Annotated in this window: 17 protein-coding genes and 2 pseudogenes; 8 read left to right on the top strand and 11 right to left on the bottom strand. The window is 66.9% G+C overall.

All coding sequences use genetic code 11. From position 1 onward, the window contains the following. Positions 1-4: 4 nt before the first annotated feature. Entirely contained in the window at positions 5-382 is a 378-nt protein-coding gene (locus ACFVST_RS15705; RefSeq protein WP_390151199.1) for a nuclear transport factor 2 family protein, read from the top strand. 45 nt (positions 383-427) lie between these two features. Further along, a complete protein-coding gene (locus tag ACFVST_RS15700) occupies positions 428-811 on the top strand; it encodes a nuclear transport factor 2 family protein (RefSeq protein ID WP_390151196.1) in 384 nt (127 codons plus the stop codon). A gap of 98 nt (positions 812-909) precedes the next feature. Here the strand turns inward: ACFVST_RS15700 and ACFVST_RS15695 are convergent. From ACFVST_RS15695 to ACFVST_RS15685, 3 genes and pseudogenes are all read right to left on the bottom strand, one after another. Further along, positions 910-1,260: pseudogene (locus tag ACFVST_RS15695) on the bottom strand (cupin domain-containing protein); the annotation flags it as partial. Positions 1,261-1,276: 16 nt separating this feature from the next. Continuing rightward, positions 1,277-1,597 (bottom strand): carboxymuconolactone decarboxylase family protein, encoded by a 321-nt coding sequence (locus tag ACFVST_RS15690; protein ID WP_390151194.1) that lies wholly within the window; start codon positions 1,595-1,597, stop codon positions 1,277-1,279. Positions 1,598-1,984: 387 nt separating this feature from the next. Next, complete coding sequence (locus tag ACFVST_RS15685) at positions 1,985-2,722, bottom strand: hypothetical protein (protein ID WP_390151191.1); 738 nt, start codon at positions 2,720-2,722, stop codon at positions 1,985-1,987. A 519-nt stretch (positions 2,723-3,241) separates the two neighbouring features. On the opposite strand from ACFVST_RS15685, the gene ACFVST_RS15680 reads away from it, so the two are divergent. Together ACFVST_RS15680 and ACFVST_RS15675 are read left to right on the top strand one after the other, a co-directional pair. Beyond that, complete coding sequence (locus ACFVST_RS15680; RefSeq protein WP_390151188.1) at positions 3,242-3,754, top strand: hypothetical protein; 513 nt, start codon at positions 3,242-3,244, stop codon at positions 3,752-3,754. Then, on the top strand, positions 3,747-4,868 hold the full coding sequence (locus tag ACFVST_RS15675) for an XRE family transcriptional regulator (protein WP_390151185.1): 1,122 nt from the start codon (positions 3,747-3,749) through the stop codon (positions 4,866-4,868). Before ACFVST_RS15680 ends, ACFVST_RS15675 begins: the two co-directional genes overlap by 8 nt. Before the next feature lie 425 nt (positions 4,869-5,293). Here the strand turns inward: ACFVST_RS15675 and ACFVST_RS15670 are convergent, their stop codons facing one another. Beyond that, the gene (locus ACFVST_RS15670; protein ID WP_390151182.1) at positions 5,294-5,425 is read right to left on the bottom strand and encodes a hypothetical protein; all 132 of its coding nucleotides are present in this window, start codon (positions 5,423-5,425) and stop codon (positions 5,294-5,296) included. Between the two features lie 144 nt (positions 5,426-5,569). On the opposite strand from ACFVST_RS15670, the gene ACFVST_RS15665 reads away from it, so the two are divergent. Beyond that, entirely contained in the window at positions 5,570-5,782 is a 213-nt protein-coding gene (locus tag ACFVST_RS15665) for a hypothetical protein (protein ID WP_390151179.1), read from the top strand. Positions 5,783-6,366: 584 nt separating this feature from the next. Here ACFVST_RS15665 and ACFVST_RS15660 read toward each other — a convergent pair. The 7 genes and pseudogenes from ACFVST_RS15660 to ACFVST_RS15630 form a co-directional block, all read right to left on the bottom strand. After that, a complete protein-coding gene (locus ACFVST_RS15660) occupies positions 6,367-6,747 on the bottom strand; it encodes a hypothetical protein (protein WP_390151413.1) in 381 nt (126 codons plus the stop codon). 265 nt (positions 6,748-7,012) lie between these two features. Next, positions 7,013-7,333, bottom strand: a pseudogene (locus ACFVST_RS15655) (helix-turn-helix domain-containing protein); the annotation flags it as partial. A gap of 755 nt (positions 7,334-8,088) precedes the next feature. Beyond that, complete coding sequence (locus ACFVST_RS15650) at positions 8,089-8,817, bottom strand: response regulator transcription factor (protein WP_390151177.1); 729 nt, start codon at positions 8,815-8,817, stop codon at positions 8,089-8,091. A gap of 55 nt (positions 8,818-8,872) precedes the next feature. Then, positions 8,873-11,521, bottom strand: a complete 2,649-nt coding sequence (locus ACFVST_RS15645; protein WP_390151174.1) for an FtsX-like permease family protein — start codon at positions 11,519-11,521, stop codon at positions 8,873-8,875. After that, entirely contained in the window at positions 11,518-12,186 is a 669-nt protein-coding gene (locus ACFVST_RS15640; protein ID WP_390151171.1) for an ABC transporter ATP-binding protein, read from the bottom strand. Before ACFVST_RS15640 ends, ACFVST_RS15645 begins: the two co-directional genes overlap by 4 nt. Next, positions 12,183-12,935 (bottom strand): ABC transporter ATP-binding protein, encoded by a 753-nt coding sequence (locus ACFVST_RS15635; RefSeq protein ID WP_390151168.1) that lies wholly within the window; start codon positions 12,933-12,935, stop codon positions 12,183-12,185. The genes ACFVST_RS15640 and ACFVST_RS15635 overlap by 4 nt, the downstream gene beginning before the upstream one ends. Beyond that, complete coding sequence (locus tag ACFVST_RS15630) at positions 12,899-13,297, bottom strand: hypothetical protein (RefSeq protein ID WP_390151165.1); 399 nt, start codon at positions 13,295-13,297, stop codon at positions 12,899-12,901. Before ACFVST_RS15630 ends, ACFVST_RS15635 begins: the two co-directional genes overlap by 37 nt. A 375-nt stretch (positions 13,298-13,672) precedes the next feature. Between ACFVST_RS15630 and ACFVST_RS15625 the strand changes: the two genes are divergently transcribed. From ACFVST_RS15625 to ACFVST_RS15615, 3 genes are all read left to right on the top strand, one after another. Next, positions 13,673-14,980 carry a histidine kinase dimerization/phospho-acceptor domain-containing protein gene (locus ACFVST_RS15625; RefSeq protein ID WP_390151162.1) on the top strand — a complete coding sequence of 436 codons (1,308 nt, stop codon included), beginning with the start codon at positions 13,673-13,675 and terminating at the stop codon, positions 14,978-14,980. A 97-nt stretch (positions 14,981-15,077) separates the two neighbouring features. After that, positions 15,078-15,374 (top strand): hypothetical protein, encoded by a 297-nt coding sequence (locus ACFVST_RS15620; protein WP_390151159.1) that lies wholly within the window; start codon positions 15,078-15,080, stop codon positions 15,372-15,374. Positions 15,375-15,376: 2 nt separating this feature from the next. Then, positions 15,377-15,679, top strand: a complete 303-nt coding sequence (locus ACFVST_RS15615; RefSeq protein ID WP_390151156.1) for a hypothetical protein — start codon at positions 15,377-15,379, stop codon at positions 15,677-15,679. Positions 15,680-15,806: the final 127 nt, after the last annotated feature.

Genomic DNA, 15,806 nt, shown 5'->3' with positions numbered 1-15,806 from the left:
CACGATGGCCGACACCGCGCCCGACCAGCTCATTGCGCTCTCCGCGCAGAAGTGGGAGTGGATGTCCTCGAAGGACACCAAGAACCTCGAGGCGCTCTTCCACGACGAGGCGATCTTCGTGCACATGGGCGCGACGTTCACCAAGGGCGAGGAGCTCGAGGTGATCGAGACCAGCCGCATCCACTACCGCGAGGTAGAGGTCGAGGACGTCTCTGCGCGCGTGATCGGCTCCACTGGCATTGTGCTGACGAACCTCGTGATGCACTCCGTCGTCGACGGCAACGAAGTGACGAACCCGTTCGCCGTCACCGAGACGTACGTGCAGGACGGCAATGCATGGCGTCTCGGCGCTATGGCATTCACCCGCCTGATCACGAAGTAGATCGCGACCAGCAGCCCTGCTCACCGACGCCGACTGAAGGAGACCATGACGAAGGAATCGGACGCCGATCTCGACCCCATCGACGCCTGGGGCGGCCTGCGCATGGCCCTCGAACACGGCGACCCTGCCGTCCTCCGCGAACTCCTGGACGAAGACTTCGTGCTTGGGCACATGACCGGGCGGACCCAATCCCGCGAGGAATGGGTCAACGACATCGCGGCAGGAAGAGCGGTCTATCACTCCATCGAGGACGTCGACATCGCGGTCGAGCCCGGGAGTACTGCAGCCGACGCCGTCGTCACCGCGCGCACGATGACCGACGTGACCATCGACGGAGAACGCGGCCGATGGCGCACCGCCTTCCGTACCGCGTTCCGCAGAAGCGACGGCGGATGGGTCGCCACCCGCACCGACGGCAGCGGCTGGTAGCGCCGCATCGCGCACGTCTGATGAGCACGCTCTTCCTCCGGGAGGGAGGAACTGGCAGTGCGCCATCGACTGCTGACGGCGCGCTGACTGGACGACGAAGCCCCGCGGATCGCTCCGCCGGCGATCGAGAGGGCAAGGTGAGATATGAACGCGTCTGGCAGCGCACCGTGCCAGTGCCACACGCCCGGGGGCGTCTCCACCGTGTCGCCCGGCCGCATCACGATCGTTTGGCCATCCTGGGACTGGACGATCCCGACGCCGTCGGTCACGTGCAGGGTCTGGCCGTTCCCGTGGCAGTGCCACGCTGTCCTCGCGCCGGGGGAGAACCGCACCGCCGCGAGTGTCGCAGTCCCAGGCCCCGCTCCGCCGGCGATGCCGTCCACCCACACGTCACCGGAGAAACGCTCCACAGAGGCCTTGGCCGTTGCTGGCCTCGGGAGGAGGACCATCTCGCCATCCTGCTGATCAGCGGGCACCGAGGACCTCTTTCAGCGTGGTCGCGGCCGTCATCCCGGCCGGCCACCCGGCGTAGAAGGCAAGATGCGTGGCGACTTCTGCAAGCTCCTGCTCAGTCACGCCGTTGTCCAGGGCCAGGTTCAGGTGCGAGCGGAGCTGGTCGGTGCGCCCGAGCGCCGTCAGCGCCGCGACGGTGACCAGGCTACGGTCACGGCGTGACAGCTCGGGCCTGGCCCAGACATCGCCGAACAGCACATCGTCGGTCAATTCCGCGAGCTTCGGGGCGACTTCGCCCACCAATTGCTGTGCTCGGCTCTTCTCCTCGTTCATTTGATACCTCCTGGAGTTCCACAGAAGCAGTTCCGCTCCCGCATATCGACGTTATGCGCGCCGGCCGCGTGCTGGGAGGAACTGTCATTGCACGTCTCAGAACTCGAATTGCAGAAGATTCGCTTGGCGACCTATCAAAAGTTGTCCACCGGCCGCCAGAACCATGGACGACGGCTGATGCGGCACTGAGCCAGGCAACCCGAGCGAACTGGTCATGCTCGAACGGCGCAAGGATCGACGCCGCAGCGATGCCCGACTGCTCGCCTGACGGTCGAGAGCTACCGAGCCCACCCGCTGAAGCGCACAAAGTGCGTGGCGCGGGCCACGCTTGGAGGCGACACACGGCAATCCGCCGGCGCTCACGGGCGAGTTGCCGAGGCTGCGGCTCTAGTTCTCGGCGTCTGGATCACTGCCCGAAGCCAGCTGCTGCCGCAGGCGGTCGATGTAGTCGGCGGGCACTCCGCGACCTGCGCGTGGGCGCTTCCCGCTGTTGATGTCCCGTACGTACTGCGCGAGCCTCTCCGGGTTCTTGCCGGCCCATCCGTGGGCAAGGGTCCAGCCTTGAATCGACCCAGCATTCATTGGGATCCTGGCGTCGTGCAGCGCCAGAAGGGTGCCGACGACCTGTTCCTTCTCAAAGCCGGCCGAGATGGTGTTGTTGTGGTTCACCGTGCGCGTCAGGCTCTTCAGGGCCTCCACCACGATCGGGTCGAGATCGGGGGAGAGGTGCTCCCAGTCTGAGCCGTCCCCCAGGATGTCCGGTCTCATCGCCGTGACCCACGGGCGGATTTCGTCGGCATCGTCAGCGATGATGCAGATGCCCCGGATGCCCCGGCCGTAGTGGACCAGCTCCCCGATATCGCCCATGTCTGGCCAGGCCATCAGCACCGGGCCAGCGTGACGTGGTCTCCCGCCACCGTGGCTGATGATGTGCTCCACGTCGCTGTATTGCCGCACGAAGCTCTCCAGGGCGTCGCAGTTACTGAGGTTCGACGTGAGCGACGTCCAGACGGAGAGCGTGTCATCCGTCTGCATGTGCCTGACGCACCAATCGATCGCGGCGGCGATGCCCTCATCGTCGTAACTGGCGATGGCCGTTGGGTAGTCGGTGTTTCGGTCAAACATATGTCCCCCTGTGCGAAGTGTTACCGGGCTCAACGCTAGTCAGGAGCTCCGACAAGAACAGTGTTGTCACTCGTAGATGACGCAAGCACGACTGTTTCCTGGGGGCGGTCGGACGCACTCGACGTCCCAGATGCACGACGTTCCCTGACCGGGCCATCTTGAGGGCTGCTCGGCGGCAGGGAAGCGCTGGCAGGACCAACTTGGGCGGCGTACTTCACTCGCAGGGCTCGACACGCCGTCGTGGCTGAATGAAGCACGCGTGCGCGAATCGCGTGTCATACTGAAGTTATAAATGGCCGCTTCGGCGGCTCCAGACGACCTTTCAGGAGGCTTGCTGTGGTACCAACTTCGCCCGCCGATGAACTCGGACTCCACGCTCCCGGCGTTCGTGACTTGCTCGTTGAGGTAGCACGAGCTCTCTACGGTCGCTTCGCGGAGGCGCACCAGGTGTCGAAGTCTCGGTACAGGACGGGGTTTGGTACCCAATGGCGTGATCTGCTTGATGACGCCCACGAAGCCATGGCTGAGCGAGGTTTCCAGTCGCACAAGCTGGCCCCTGCCGGTTACAAGCTGCCGGTGGTCAACGACTGCCTCGTCTACGTGTGGAGGGTCCCGGAAGTCGCAGACGCGGTCGCAAACTTCGCGTCGAGGCCGACGCGGAAGAACGGCTTTGTCGCGCCGCGTCCTGATCCAATGCTGTTCGATCTGGCCTTATCGACTGTTGCTGAGTCGCCCGAGGCCGCTGACGAAGAGATTGAGCTCGAGGAGGTCGTGCAGGCGGCCGGCGACACGATGCCTCTGATCCTCGTCATGATCCAGTCGTCGCCGCACCAGTTGCAGTCGATCAAGTGGGCGATCGCTGAGCTCAACCAGGTGACCGGTAAGGTCGAGCTTCGCGGGCAGGAAACCATCTGGGAGCCGGAACTCGACGCCGTCCAAGCGTCGTCGGATGTCGAGCCGTTCGACAGCGGCATGCCGGTCGTCCCCGCCGTCAAGCTGCAGAAGCAGGAGGGAACACAGCCGGATGCGTGAGGATACTCCGAGCCTGTTTGATTGGCCGGGCTCCGGGCAGACGCATGGCCGGTTTGAGCCAGCACGACTGACTCAAGCACGCGTTCGCGTCGGAATGAGCAAGTCGGACCTGGCCGCCGCGGTCGGGGTGTCGGCCGCGGCGATCGGGCAATACGAGGCCGGGGTCAACGCTCCGCGCCCTGACGTGCTCGACCGCCTGGCCCAGACCCTTAACGTCCGCACCGGTTTCTTTGGCATCGGCCGGCCTCTGGCACGAATCGACACCGTGAACGCTCACTTCCGGAGCCTGCGGTCTGCCCGTGTGAGTGATCGGCAAAAGGCCCTGGCCACAGCGGCGATGGTCTGGGAACTGACGTTTGCCCTTGAGCGCTACGTGAAGCTTCCCGAGGCTGATCTGCCTGCTGTGGCGGCAGGGACGTCACCGGCTGAGGCGGCGACGTTGTTGCGCCGGCACTGGGGTCTGCCCGACGGGCCGGTCAAGCACCTCGTCGCCACTGCTGAGTCCCGCGGAATCGTCGTAGCGATGCGACCGCTCGGCGAGATCGATGCAGTGGATGCGTTCTCAGCAGTGATCCTGGATCGCCCGATCATCATCACGACGCCGCGTCGGAGCGAGAACGTCTTCCGTCATCGGTTCTCGATCGCGCATGAGATCGGGCACCTGCTGTTGCACGTTGATTGCGGTGAGCACAGCGCAGCTATCGAGAAAGAAGCGGATGAATTTGCTGCCGCATTCCTGACTCCCTCGTCCTCGATGGACGCGATGCTCCCGGAGCGTCTCGACCTGACAGCGCTGGACCGGCTCGGCAGAACCTGGGGCGTATCGCCGCACTCGTTGGTCCGCAGGATGGTCGAACGTGGCCGGACGACAGAGTCGTCAGCACGCCGCGCGTACCAACGTCTGGCGGTACTTGACGATCCAGGTGCCGACCCGACCAGCTCGTACGCAGGCGAGGTTCCGACACTTCTGAGGAAGGCGGCCGATCTGGCCGGAGATCACGGTGCCAGAGTGCCTGCTCTTGCGGACGCCTTGAAGATTAACCCCTCACAAGTGCGAGATCTGCTCGGCATGGCGGATCAACGTCCGGTCCTGCGTCTCGTTGGCGGCGACTGAAAATCGGGATTGGCCCTTAGAACGCCCAGCATCGGCACGAGGTGGCGAATAGCCAAGCTGCATGGGATGAGGCAGGACCCTGAGTGGTCGTCAGTGAACGCCTAACAAACGTGACGTTGGGCCGGAAATCGACTGAGTTCCGGCCCAACGTCACGATGAACTACTCTGGTCGGCACAGTTTCTGACGTTCGCGGGCCTGCGCGAGATGGCCACCGGCGGGGATTTAGACGAGCGTGTTCAGGAGCATCGCCAGGCCCGGGGCCAGCACCTTGCGGCGCGGGCTGAGCGAGCGTCAGTAGCCGATTGCCGCGATGCGGCGACCAGCATCAGCGTCATGAGGAGGTGCCACCGCCGAGCGCCGCCGAGGCGGCACGGACGAGGGAGGCGCTGGCCGTGCCCGAGCGGCAGAGGAAGCTGAGACGCCATCAGCCGAAGCTCTCGGCGGCACGGAAGAGTCGAGTGCGCTGGCTCGACGGGGAGGACGAGTCCTCCCCGGCCGAGATCGGCGCGATGTTCGGAGCGAACAGGCAGACGATGTACCGAGTGGTCGCGAACATCTCGGAAGCAGCGAACTGATCAAGGCGGTTCCGTGTGCAGGCGTACTCCTGCCTCGGCGAATCAACCGGCCGGCTACGCCACTGGCTCTACGCCCCGCAGGGAGTAGATGCCGGATTAGGATTGAATCTATGGATTCCGCGCGTATGACTGAGACATTCCCCTGGATGCTCGCGTTGTCGCCGGCGGACCAGGAGTCCTGCACGCAGGACCTCGCTTGTGCCGCGCGTGCCGGCCAGCCGCACCTCATGATCGCCGAGCTGACCTCCTGGAAGGAGACTGCGTCGGCGGTCGCTGCGAGGCTGGGCAGCGTCGACCTCGAGTGGCTTGAAGATGACGTCGCTGTGGAGCGCCCGTAGTCGCCAGATGCACCCCTCAGCTACACCTGTGGCCTTGCGCCCCGCAGAGAGTGGATCCACGCTTGCACGGCGCGCGCCGACGCGGCGTCGATGCCTGGTTCTGTGCGCAGCAGACTGGGCTTCATCGTCGGTGAGTTCGCCCACCAAGGACTGCCGCAGGATCTCCCGGGCTCCGAGGTCGACCACGCGCCTGCCCCGAGCCCACGGGCTGTCGCCGTCGATGTAGGCGAAGAGCCGCTCGACTTCCTCTTGAGTCCGGCGACGTTGCGGCTCCGCTTGGGTCATGCGTGGCTCCCTCCCTGTGCTTGATGTCGAACAGGCGATGGCCTCGCGGCATTCCCGATGCCTCACGTGATGGGGAGACGGCGGTGACTAAGGTTCTCCATGGAATGACGGCGCTGCATACGCGGTGGCCTAGGCAAACGCGCCTGTCGTGCGGGCTCTTCACATCGTCATCTCTGAGGCCCGGTCCTGTTCTCCATCAGATGTCAGCAGCAACAGAGGTGTGCTCGCTCCGATGATGCTCTCGACGTACTGCCGGGCGAAGGTAGCGAAGACATGAGCCTGGGGGCGTGCGCTGTAGGTCATACAAGCGCGACCGCGACGGACGGGGCGTCCTCGATCGGAAGGTAGGTGACTCCCGGGGCATGGTGGTTGTGGGTGGTGGCTTCGGCGGTGACGCTGATGGCGTCGCCGACCGCGATGCGGGTTAGCCACTCGTCGGTGATGGTCTTGGGCCTGGTGAAGACGCCGGTCCCGAAGCCGAGGGCGATCACCAGCATCGCCGGTGCCATCCCGGTCCAGTAGTCCGTCTCGGTCGCGATCAAGGAGGACCAGACCAGCGGGCTCGCGCTGCGGCACTGGGCGAGCGCGAATGCGAGAGGAGCGTGACCGCACCCCGTGCCGCCGGTGCCGAGTACCGCTCCCACGGCCCCCAGCCGTCCGGTGTGGCGCTCCGCGTCCACGACGTGCACTGGCCTGAGAGCCTGCCTGGCGCAGGATGGCGACGATCCGGTCGACTTGTGCCTGTGACAGAGGAGGCGCGCCCTCGGCTTTGGCGGCTCCCGCCTTCCGGAGGTCCTCGAGTACGACCGGAGAGGCCGGGTGGCGCGGCCATCGTGTTCGCGAGGCGCTCTGATTGTCGGCGTGCTCTACGCTCACGGTCGTGCGTGCCGAGCGTCGGTGCTGTTCCCGGGCGCGGACCAGGCCATTGCGGGACAGCACCCGGTGGACCGTGGCCCGCGACGGCACCGACTCCAGCCCGCGGCCGGACAGCTCGTCGGAGATCCGGCGGGCACCCCACCGGGGATGCCGGCGGCGCAGCTCGCAGATCTCGGCCTCAACCTCGGCGGACAGGCGCGTGGGACTGTTCCGCGGCCGGCGGGAGCGATTCAGCAGACCGGGAATGCCCTCCTGCTCGAACCGCCGCCGCCAGCTGTGCAGGGTTTGGCGCGAGGTGCCGTACCGGGCCGCGACCTCACCGATCGGAGACCCGCCGAGCACTTCGCGGACAGCCCGGTAGCGGTACTCGGCCAACTGCTGTATATCCACGACTCCGACGGAAGCACCCCTGCCGCACCGGCAGTTGGGAGATAGCGGACGTTCAGCCGAACGTGTCAACCATGTCCAGAGCACAAACGGTTAAGCATCTTCTGAGACCTCACACCGACAGCCTCCTTCCTCAAGTACGAGCCGCTCTCGACTCGTCAGCCGAACGCGTCGGGTTTCGCTCAGGACGACTGGTCTGCGCCTGCCCGCAGCAGCGCTGCCATGCCCACCATGACCGCCGAAGCCGGTGCCAAGCGCGGAAGCTCGGCTCGGACCCCGGGTCGATCGCAACGTCGGATTTCAGGGGAGGTGGCGATCTCAAGTACCGCAACCGAAGCATGTAAACTGAGGTGCTTCACCAACTGCGAGTTAGTGCCTATTTATCTCCCTCGGCACGCCTCTGACCAGGCATTTTGTGCGGTTGGTCGAGAGTGAGGTTAAACGGCGGCGGTGAATAGGGTTAGGAACGGCAATCGAAGCATGTCTCATTACGTGCTGCGCGAACTTGCCGGTTCTTGACCTGATGTGAACGAGCGCCCTGCCCTCTGCATCTCGCGCGCGGGGGCAGGGCGCTCGCGCGCCACGGGGCGGAAGCCGTGCCTGCGAGCATGATCGCAGGCGATCTGCTCCCGGAGTGGAGCCGCGCATCCTACGGCGACGAAGAACCCCGCACCCGTACCAGGTGCGGGGTTCTTCTGTGGGGTTCACGAGTGTCTCTGACCAGGCACTCCACGAACACACGAAGTGCGGGGAGGCGATCAGGCCTCCAGTCGATAGCCGTGCCTTCGCAGAGTCGTGATGACAGGAATACGCGGGGCGCCCGGTTGTGCGGTGGGACTGTCGTGGAGTCTGCGCCGGAGGCCGGCCATGGTGACGTCGAGCGTTTTGGTGGGGCCGAACCAGTTCTCGTCCCACACTTCACTCATGAGGGTCTCTCGCGAGACCGCCTCGCCTCGACGGCGCGCGAGTGCGGTGAGGAGGTCGAATTCCTTGGGTCGTAGGTCGAGTTCGCTGCCGTCCGGGAGGTGGCAGCGGCGGGCGGCGATGTCGAGGGTCAGGTCGCCGAGCTGGATCCTTGTCGGCTGTCCGTCCTCCACGGGTCGTGCCCGGCGCAGGTGAGCGCGAAGGCGGGCCAGGAGAACGGTCAGGCTGAACGGTTTGAGCAGGTAGTCGTCGGCACCGGCGTCCAGTCCGGCCACGACGTCGATGTCGTCGGTTCTCGCGGTGAGGATGATGATCAACAGGTCGGCGCGGCGGGAACGCAGAGTGCGCGCCAAGCCGATCCCGTCGATGTCGGGAAGCCCGAGGTCCAGCAGGACCGCGGCATAGGGGTGCAGCTCGGCTTCGGCCAGTGCACTGGTGCCGGTCCGTACCCATTGAGGGGCGTAGCCGTTGCTGTGGAGTCCGGTCTCCAGGTGGCGGCCGATCGTCTCGTCGTCCTCGACGACGAGCACCGATTGACGCGTGGAGGGCGTGGGCTGGGCCATAACGTCAGCCTAAGAGAGAGGAAGCCGGTAGTTCCGTCTCGGCGGAGCTGGACGGTCACAGGTCACGCAGTTCCTCCACGGCTGGTCGTCGAGCCGGCCGGATGCCGTTCCACGCCGCACACCCCATCGCGATGAGTACGGCACCGGCACATGCCGCCAGGTACAGCATGGGCACGGCGAGGTGTGCCGGTGGTGGGTCGAACACTCCCGTCAGTACCTTGACGAGCATCTGGGACAGCAGCCAGCCGATGAGTGCACCGCCCGTCAGACCTGCTGCGGCGAGCAGGGCTGCTTCGGTGGTGACCATGCCCCGCAGCTGGCGGGACTTGGCTCCCAGGACACTGGCGATGGCGAAGGTGCGGCGGCGCTCGGCCAGACCGAGGGCCAGTACCAGGGCACCTGCACCTACGGACAGGCCGATGGCGAAGAGCAGCTCGATGCGGGTCAGGCCGGAGAGGTCGACCGAGGTCAGGCTGGTCCCGATCGTGCCGCGTGTCTGTGTGAGGTCGGTGACGGTCGCTTTCGTGCCGAGCTGCGAGCGCAGGTCCCGGGCGATGGTGCGTTGGTGGCTGCCGCCGGTGTCCAGAAGGAACGCACCCACCGCATCGGATCCGGTTGCCTTGGCGATGTACGAGGCATTCGCGACGAAGAAGCTGTCCTTCGGAGCGGTCGGGAACTCCTTGACGATTCCCGCGTAGTGGAAGGGAACGGTGCGCAGCGCCTTGGTGCGGGCGTCCTGGACGCGAAGGTTGATGGTGTCGCCGGGGGAGAGCTGGAAGTCCTGCACCGTCTCAAGGCTCACCAGGAGGTTGTCCGGACGCTGGGCAAGTGTGTGCATGAGCTGTTCGGCGCTGCCCCCGGAGAAGTAGGCGTCCTGGAGGGACGTGGCTTTGGCGATCGTGTCGGGCCGCACTCCGTACAGGTCCTGCAGATCGGAGCCCACGTACGCGAAGCGGTGCTGGAGCGGCTCGACATGGCGCACACCGTTCACTTTGAGTGCGGTGCCGTCCGCAGGGGCGGTGTGTGCCGCGGGAGGTTCGGTGACGGTGACGTCGGCGCCGTTGGTGAGCCGGGCATCCACCTCTGCCTGCTGTCGATATGTCGAGTTGAACACTGCTGTCGACACGGCGAACGAGATCGCCAGCGCCAGGAGAACGATGGACCGGGCCAAGGGCCTGCGTCGTCGGGAGAGGACGGCCGAGGTGGTGCCGGCCAGCGTTCCGGTGAAGGGGCGTGCCAGTCGCCGGACAAGGCCGCGGCCGTGCGTGAGCGTCATACGGACGATGCGCCACAGGAGGAGCGCGGATCCGATCCACAGCAGAGCGGGGCCCAGGAAGGCCCAGTACGACACCGACAGGGTCGGCACGCCCTCGGGTGCGAGGACCAGGGCGTACTGGTTGGAGGAGGAGGCCCGGAAGACCAGGTAGGAGGCGACGAGCACGATCAGGTCGACGCCGTAGCGCATCCACCACGGGGCACGGTCCAAGGCAGGGTTCACGTGCCGACGCGAGTCGGAGACCGTCGAGCCCCGCAGATCGCGTGCCGCGGGAATCAGTACCGAGGCGAGAGCGATGAGCAGGCCGACGCCCCCGGCGATCGCGTACCAGGCGGTCCAGGCAGCGGCCGAGCCGAAGGTCGCGGCTCTGAAGGAGAAGTGCCCGATCAGAGCGGCGCCAGCGAGTCCGAGTACGGAGCCGCCGAGGCCGATGAGCAGTGCTTCCAGGGCTGCCAGGAAGATGATCCGGCGCGAACTGAGTCCGCGCAGCCGAAGCAGGGCCTGCTCCTGGCGTCGCCGTTCGCCGCCTGCTGATGACACCGCCCAGGTCAGCGCAGCCGCGAGCACCGCACCAGGCACGCCGAGGAAGAGGAACATCATCTGTGCGTATGCCGCGTCCTGGCGTGCGGCGTCGAGCGCGGCCCCGACGTTGTTGCCGACCAGGGCGCCGCCGGAGGAGGCAGCTTCGAGGTTGTGAGCGGCCCGTGTGACGGCCGTGTACGCAGCCGCGGGGTCGCTTGGCAGACGGGTTGTGTCCCGGGCGGCATGGATCTGGGTGGTCACGCCGCTGGCCCCGCGGACCAACGCGGTGAACTGCGCGGAGGGGAGAAGAACGACGTTGTCGGGAGGAGCGGTGGGCTGGGACTGGCTGGGAGCGCCGACCGTCTGGAACAGGGAGTCGGCCTGCGGGAGATCGACTACACCGTCGATCCTTACCTGGTGAGCGCCGGTTCCCGGGAGACGTATCGTGATGCGATCACCTGGGGCCACATGCAGGTTGGCGGCGGTCTGCTGGGCGAGCAGCACGCCGTGGTCCGCGCCGGAGAGCGTGCGCAGACTTCCGGGGAACGTCTGCCGGTAGGAGTCGGGTATCCCCAGGGCCATGCCAGGGCCGGTGGTCTGCGTGCTGCCGCTCGTCGTTGCGGTGAACCGGCTGGTGTGCGCGTAGCCCACGGGCAGAGCCGCGCGGGTGCCCGCCGCCTTGTCCACGGTGGACAGCACGGCGGCCGACGAGGTGCCGGGCTGGACCTGGACCTGCCAGTCCACCGTGACGGAGCGGACCGCTCGCTGTGTCATCGTTGCCTTGGACTCGGTCAGGAAGGATCCGAGGGCCGCGACGAGGGCCACGGCCAGGGCGATGCCGGCAGCAGCGGCGATGAGCCGGCCGGCGCGATGACGCGCCAGTCCGTGTACCCATGAAGTGATCACGACGTCTCCTTGACGGGCAGCAACCGGCCATCACGCATGGCGCACCGCGTCCCGAGACGAGTGGCGACGGCCGGATCGTGGGTAGTGACGACGAGTGCCGCGCCGCTGTGGTCGGCCGCCTGAAGGAGGCAGTCGAGCACCTGGCCTCCGGTGGCGTGATCGAGGCGCCCAGTGGGCTCGTCGGCGAGGATCATCACGGGAGACTGGGCCAGAACGCGCGCCACGGCGACGCGCTGTGCTTGTCCTCCGGAGATCTCCTGCGGCAGCCGAGCGGCGAGCATCCCGATGCCGACGCGCTGCAGAGCGGCGCGGGCGGTCTCCTGAGCCGCGGTTTCGGAGCGGCCTGCGAGCACGAGCGGCAGCGCGGTGTTTTCGAGCACGCTCAATGCGGGGATGAGGCTGTCGCTCTGGAAGACGAGACCCGTCGTCAGCGGCGTCAGGGACTTGGCGCGTGCGACGGTCCCCTTCGTCGGCTGCTCCAGGCCGGCGAGCAGGTGCAGCAACGAGGACTTGCCGCTGCCCGAAGGGCCGACGACCGCGAGCCGGTCGCCGACTCGGATGTCGAGGTCGGTCCCATGGACGGCGACTACGGCCCGGGGGCCTTGGTCGAACGTGAGAGCGGCTTGGCGGCACTGCACCAGAAGCGCAGGCATGTTGTCGGTCATGACGCCTGCCTCACCGCCTCGCCTGCGTCGGCCGTGGTCATACCGTCTACGAGGGTGACGACCCGGTCGGCGCGCTGCACGGCGCCACGGCTGTGGGTCACGATGATCACGGCTCTTCCTGCCTGTGCTTGTGCCGTGAGAAGCGCCAGTACCGTCTGCTCGGTGGTGCTGTCCAGCTCACCGGTGGGCTCGTCGGCCAGAATCACGTCGGGCGCATTGGCCAGGGCCACGGCCAGGCCGGCGCGGGCCAGTTGTCCGCCGGACAGCTCGCGGGCCAGGGCGTGGCTGCGGTCGCTGAGGCCGACCACCGCCAAGAGCTCGTCGACGGAGGTGGCCGGGCGGCCGGGCAGCGAATGCTGGGGCAGAAGGACGTTGTCGCGCACGGACAGGTGAGGCAGCAGGTTGCCGCTCTGGAGCAGCACTCCGATGTGCTGTGCCCGCAGTCGCGTTCGCTGCCATTCCGGGCGGTGGCTGATGCGTTCGCCGTGCAGACGAACCTCGCCACCCGAGGGTTCGTCCAGACCGGCCAGACAGGCCAGAAGGGTCGACTTGCCCGATCCCGACGGCCCGACGACGGCGACAGTCTCACCGGCGTTCACACTGAGCGTGACACCGCGCAAGGCGAAGACCTCCTCGTCGTCGGAGCGGTAGAAGCGGTACAACTCCCGGGCATGGAGTGCTGGTTCTGCGTCGATGCGGTCGCTCACGGCGCTCACTTCCAGGTGAAGGAGTCGCTGATGATGCGCCAAGGGTCGACGTTGTCGGCGTTCACGGGCCCTGACAACGTCACGTCCACTTCCTGGCCGTTCCGGAAGAAGGCATAGCGTTCGACGGCGTCACGGACCACCTTGCCGGTGACCGGGTTCCTCGCCGAGTCGCGCTGATACGTAATCCGCACGACGTCACCGCTGTGCCGCTTGACCACCGCGGCCTTGGGCTGAGCCACGTGGGACTCCTGGGAGCGCAGCTTGGGAATGACCGTGGCGGTTGCCGCCTGCACACTCGGCGCCTTGGAAGCCGGGGCAGTCTGCACTGTGACTGAGTTCAGCTTGTCCGTGAACTCGGTCGCCGAACCCTTCTGACTGCGTGCCCATCCTTCGGGAACCTTCACGCTGAAGGCGCTCCGCGTCGGCGCGAACGGAACGTAGAGCTGATTGTCGGGGATGTCACCAGGCGGATTCGACTCGGTGGGGGCGGGGGCCGGTGCACTGCCTGACGTTGACGTCCTCGACCCCCCGTCGGACGGGGTCGAGGACCCGCTACTTGAGGAGCAGCCAGCCAGCATGGCTGTCGCTGCCACAACGGGCATCACGCACAAGACCCGGACGCGCATCATGATGTGTCCCTTCTGAGCCCCCGCACTGATCAGGGGGGAACACCGACGCTAGAAACCCGTGGGTTAACGCTGGGACCGCGCCGGGTTAGAGGACGGTAAAACGCGCGACATCACCCGCCTGACCAGGTGCCTCATCGGCATGATGAGGGGATGAGACAGCGCGTCGTGCGGCTGGCGCTCACCGCCTCCCTGGTGGCCGTCATCCTTCTCGCCCTCCCCCTTGGGTGGGCCATCAGATCGTCCCTGTACGCGGATCAACGCGACACGCTGGAGCGAGCCGCCCTGTCCGCAGCCGTTCGCGTCGGGCCGGACTTCACGTCCGGAGATCCCATCGAGCTGCCCAACCCACCGGCCCACGTCGTCCTTGGCGTCTACGACGACCACAACCGACTGCGATCCGGAAGCGGACCGGACACCGGCGACACGCTCACCGACCAGACCCGGAACGGAGACGTCCACCGAGGCGAGGCGGCAGGACGGAGCGTGGTGGCCATCCCCGTCACGCATGCCGAAAGCGTCATCGGCGTCGTCCGCGCCGCCGCCCCGCTGAGCACCGTGCGAACCGAGGTCCTGCTCGCGTGGAGCGCACTGGTCGGCATCGCCGGCTTCGCCCTCGCCGTCGCAGTCCTCACCGCCCGTCGCCAGGCTCGTGCTCTGGCCGCCCCACTTGAGGCCCTGTCCAGCAACTGCCGCGCTGTGGCTGAAGGGGACCTGACCGCGCGAGCCGAGCCCAGCACCATCGACGAGATCGACCAGGTCGCGCGCACGCACAACGACATGCTGCAGAACCTGTCGGAGCTCCTGCGGAGAGAGCGGGACTTCAACGCCAACGCTTCACATCAACTCCGCACGCCTCTGACCGGACTTCAACTGACGTTGGAAGCCGCATTGGAGCAGGACACCGCGCCACAGTTGCGCAGCGCCGTCGACGAGGCGCTGACCACTACACGACGCCTCCACCAGACCGTCGAAGAGGTCCTCCAACTGACCCGCGGCTCGGCCTGGCAGTCCGAAACCGGGCGCGCGCCACTCGCCGCGGTTCTGGAGGCAGCGGAACAACGGTGGCGCGGGCCGCTCGCGGACGAAGGGCGCCGCCTGTCGATCGACCCTGCTGACACACCCGTCGACGCGCAGGTACCGGCCGGGACCGTCGCCGAGATCCTGGACGTCCTTCTCGACAATGCTCGCCGGCACGGTGCTGGAACCGTGCAGATGGCGGTCCGGGACTTTGACCAGGCGGTGGCCGTGGACGTACGCGACGAAGGCATCATCACGGCAGACGCGGAGCGCATCTTCCAGCGTGGTCACAGCAGCGGCGGGACCGGTGCAGGACTCGGGCTGGCCATTGCCAGGGACTTGGCAACTGCCACCGGCGGCCGTCTCTACCTGGCTTCGAAGGATCCGACGACCTTCACACTTTTGCTCCTTGTACCCGGAGCCCAGGTCGACCAGCCCTGAACCGGCAGCGCCGTGGAAGGCCGAGTCTGGCGCACGCACGCCGCGGCCTCCACTGGACTTCCGAATACGTTCCGCCGAGGCCGAGGGTCGTGCCCGCTTGCTGAACTTTGCCGCGCAGCTCATCACCGTTACCCCCGACGACCGCGGCTCGCTCGCCGAGCGGATGTCGAAGGCCTTCCCTTGGACGCTCGCGCTGTCGCCGGCCGACCGGGAGTCCTGCGCGCAGGACCTCGTCGATGCGGCGCGCGCGTCGTCCTCCACCGACCAGCCGCACCTCGCGATCGCAGAGCTGACCTCCTGGAAGGAGACGGCCACCGCCGTCGCGGCCGGGCTCAGCAGCGGCAGTGCCGGTCTGGAGTGGCTTGACGGCGATGAGACCGTGGAGCGTCCGTAGCTGTGGCGGCCGCCGGGAAGGGCGAGCTGGTTCCTCGCCCTCCGAAGAAGATCGAGTACGAGATCCGCTTCGCCACAGCCGACGCGCAGAAGGGATGGCGCGACCTCGTCGCGACGATCCGCAACCCCATGGCGGAGACCTGGGACTTCCTCACGCGGACGCCACTGTCCACGACGCCGACGAACTATCGGCTCAAGGGCGAGCTCGGCGTCATCGAACGTGGCGGCGCGACCCATGAGCCCGCCGACTGCGTCGCCTGCGCCAAGGGCCGTACCCCGGAAGGCAGTTCCGGGGTGCGGCCCTAGGCCGTGTCGTTTGGATCTCCGTGGCGTCGCGGGCCCTGGCACGCACTCTCGCCGCACCGGCCAAACGCCCAAGTACGTCCAGTACGAGGGCGCTTGGCCGGCGCACCGAGAGCACGCACCAGACCCC

It is taken from the genome of Streptomyces sp. NPDC058045, assembly GCF_042885635.1.
Taxonomy (GTDB): Bacteria; Actinomycetota; Actinomycetes; order Streptomycetales; family Streptomycetaceae; genus Streptomyces.
Note: the sequence above shows the minus strand (reverse complement) of the source record. Positions and strands in the feature narration are given on the sequence as shown.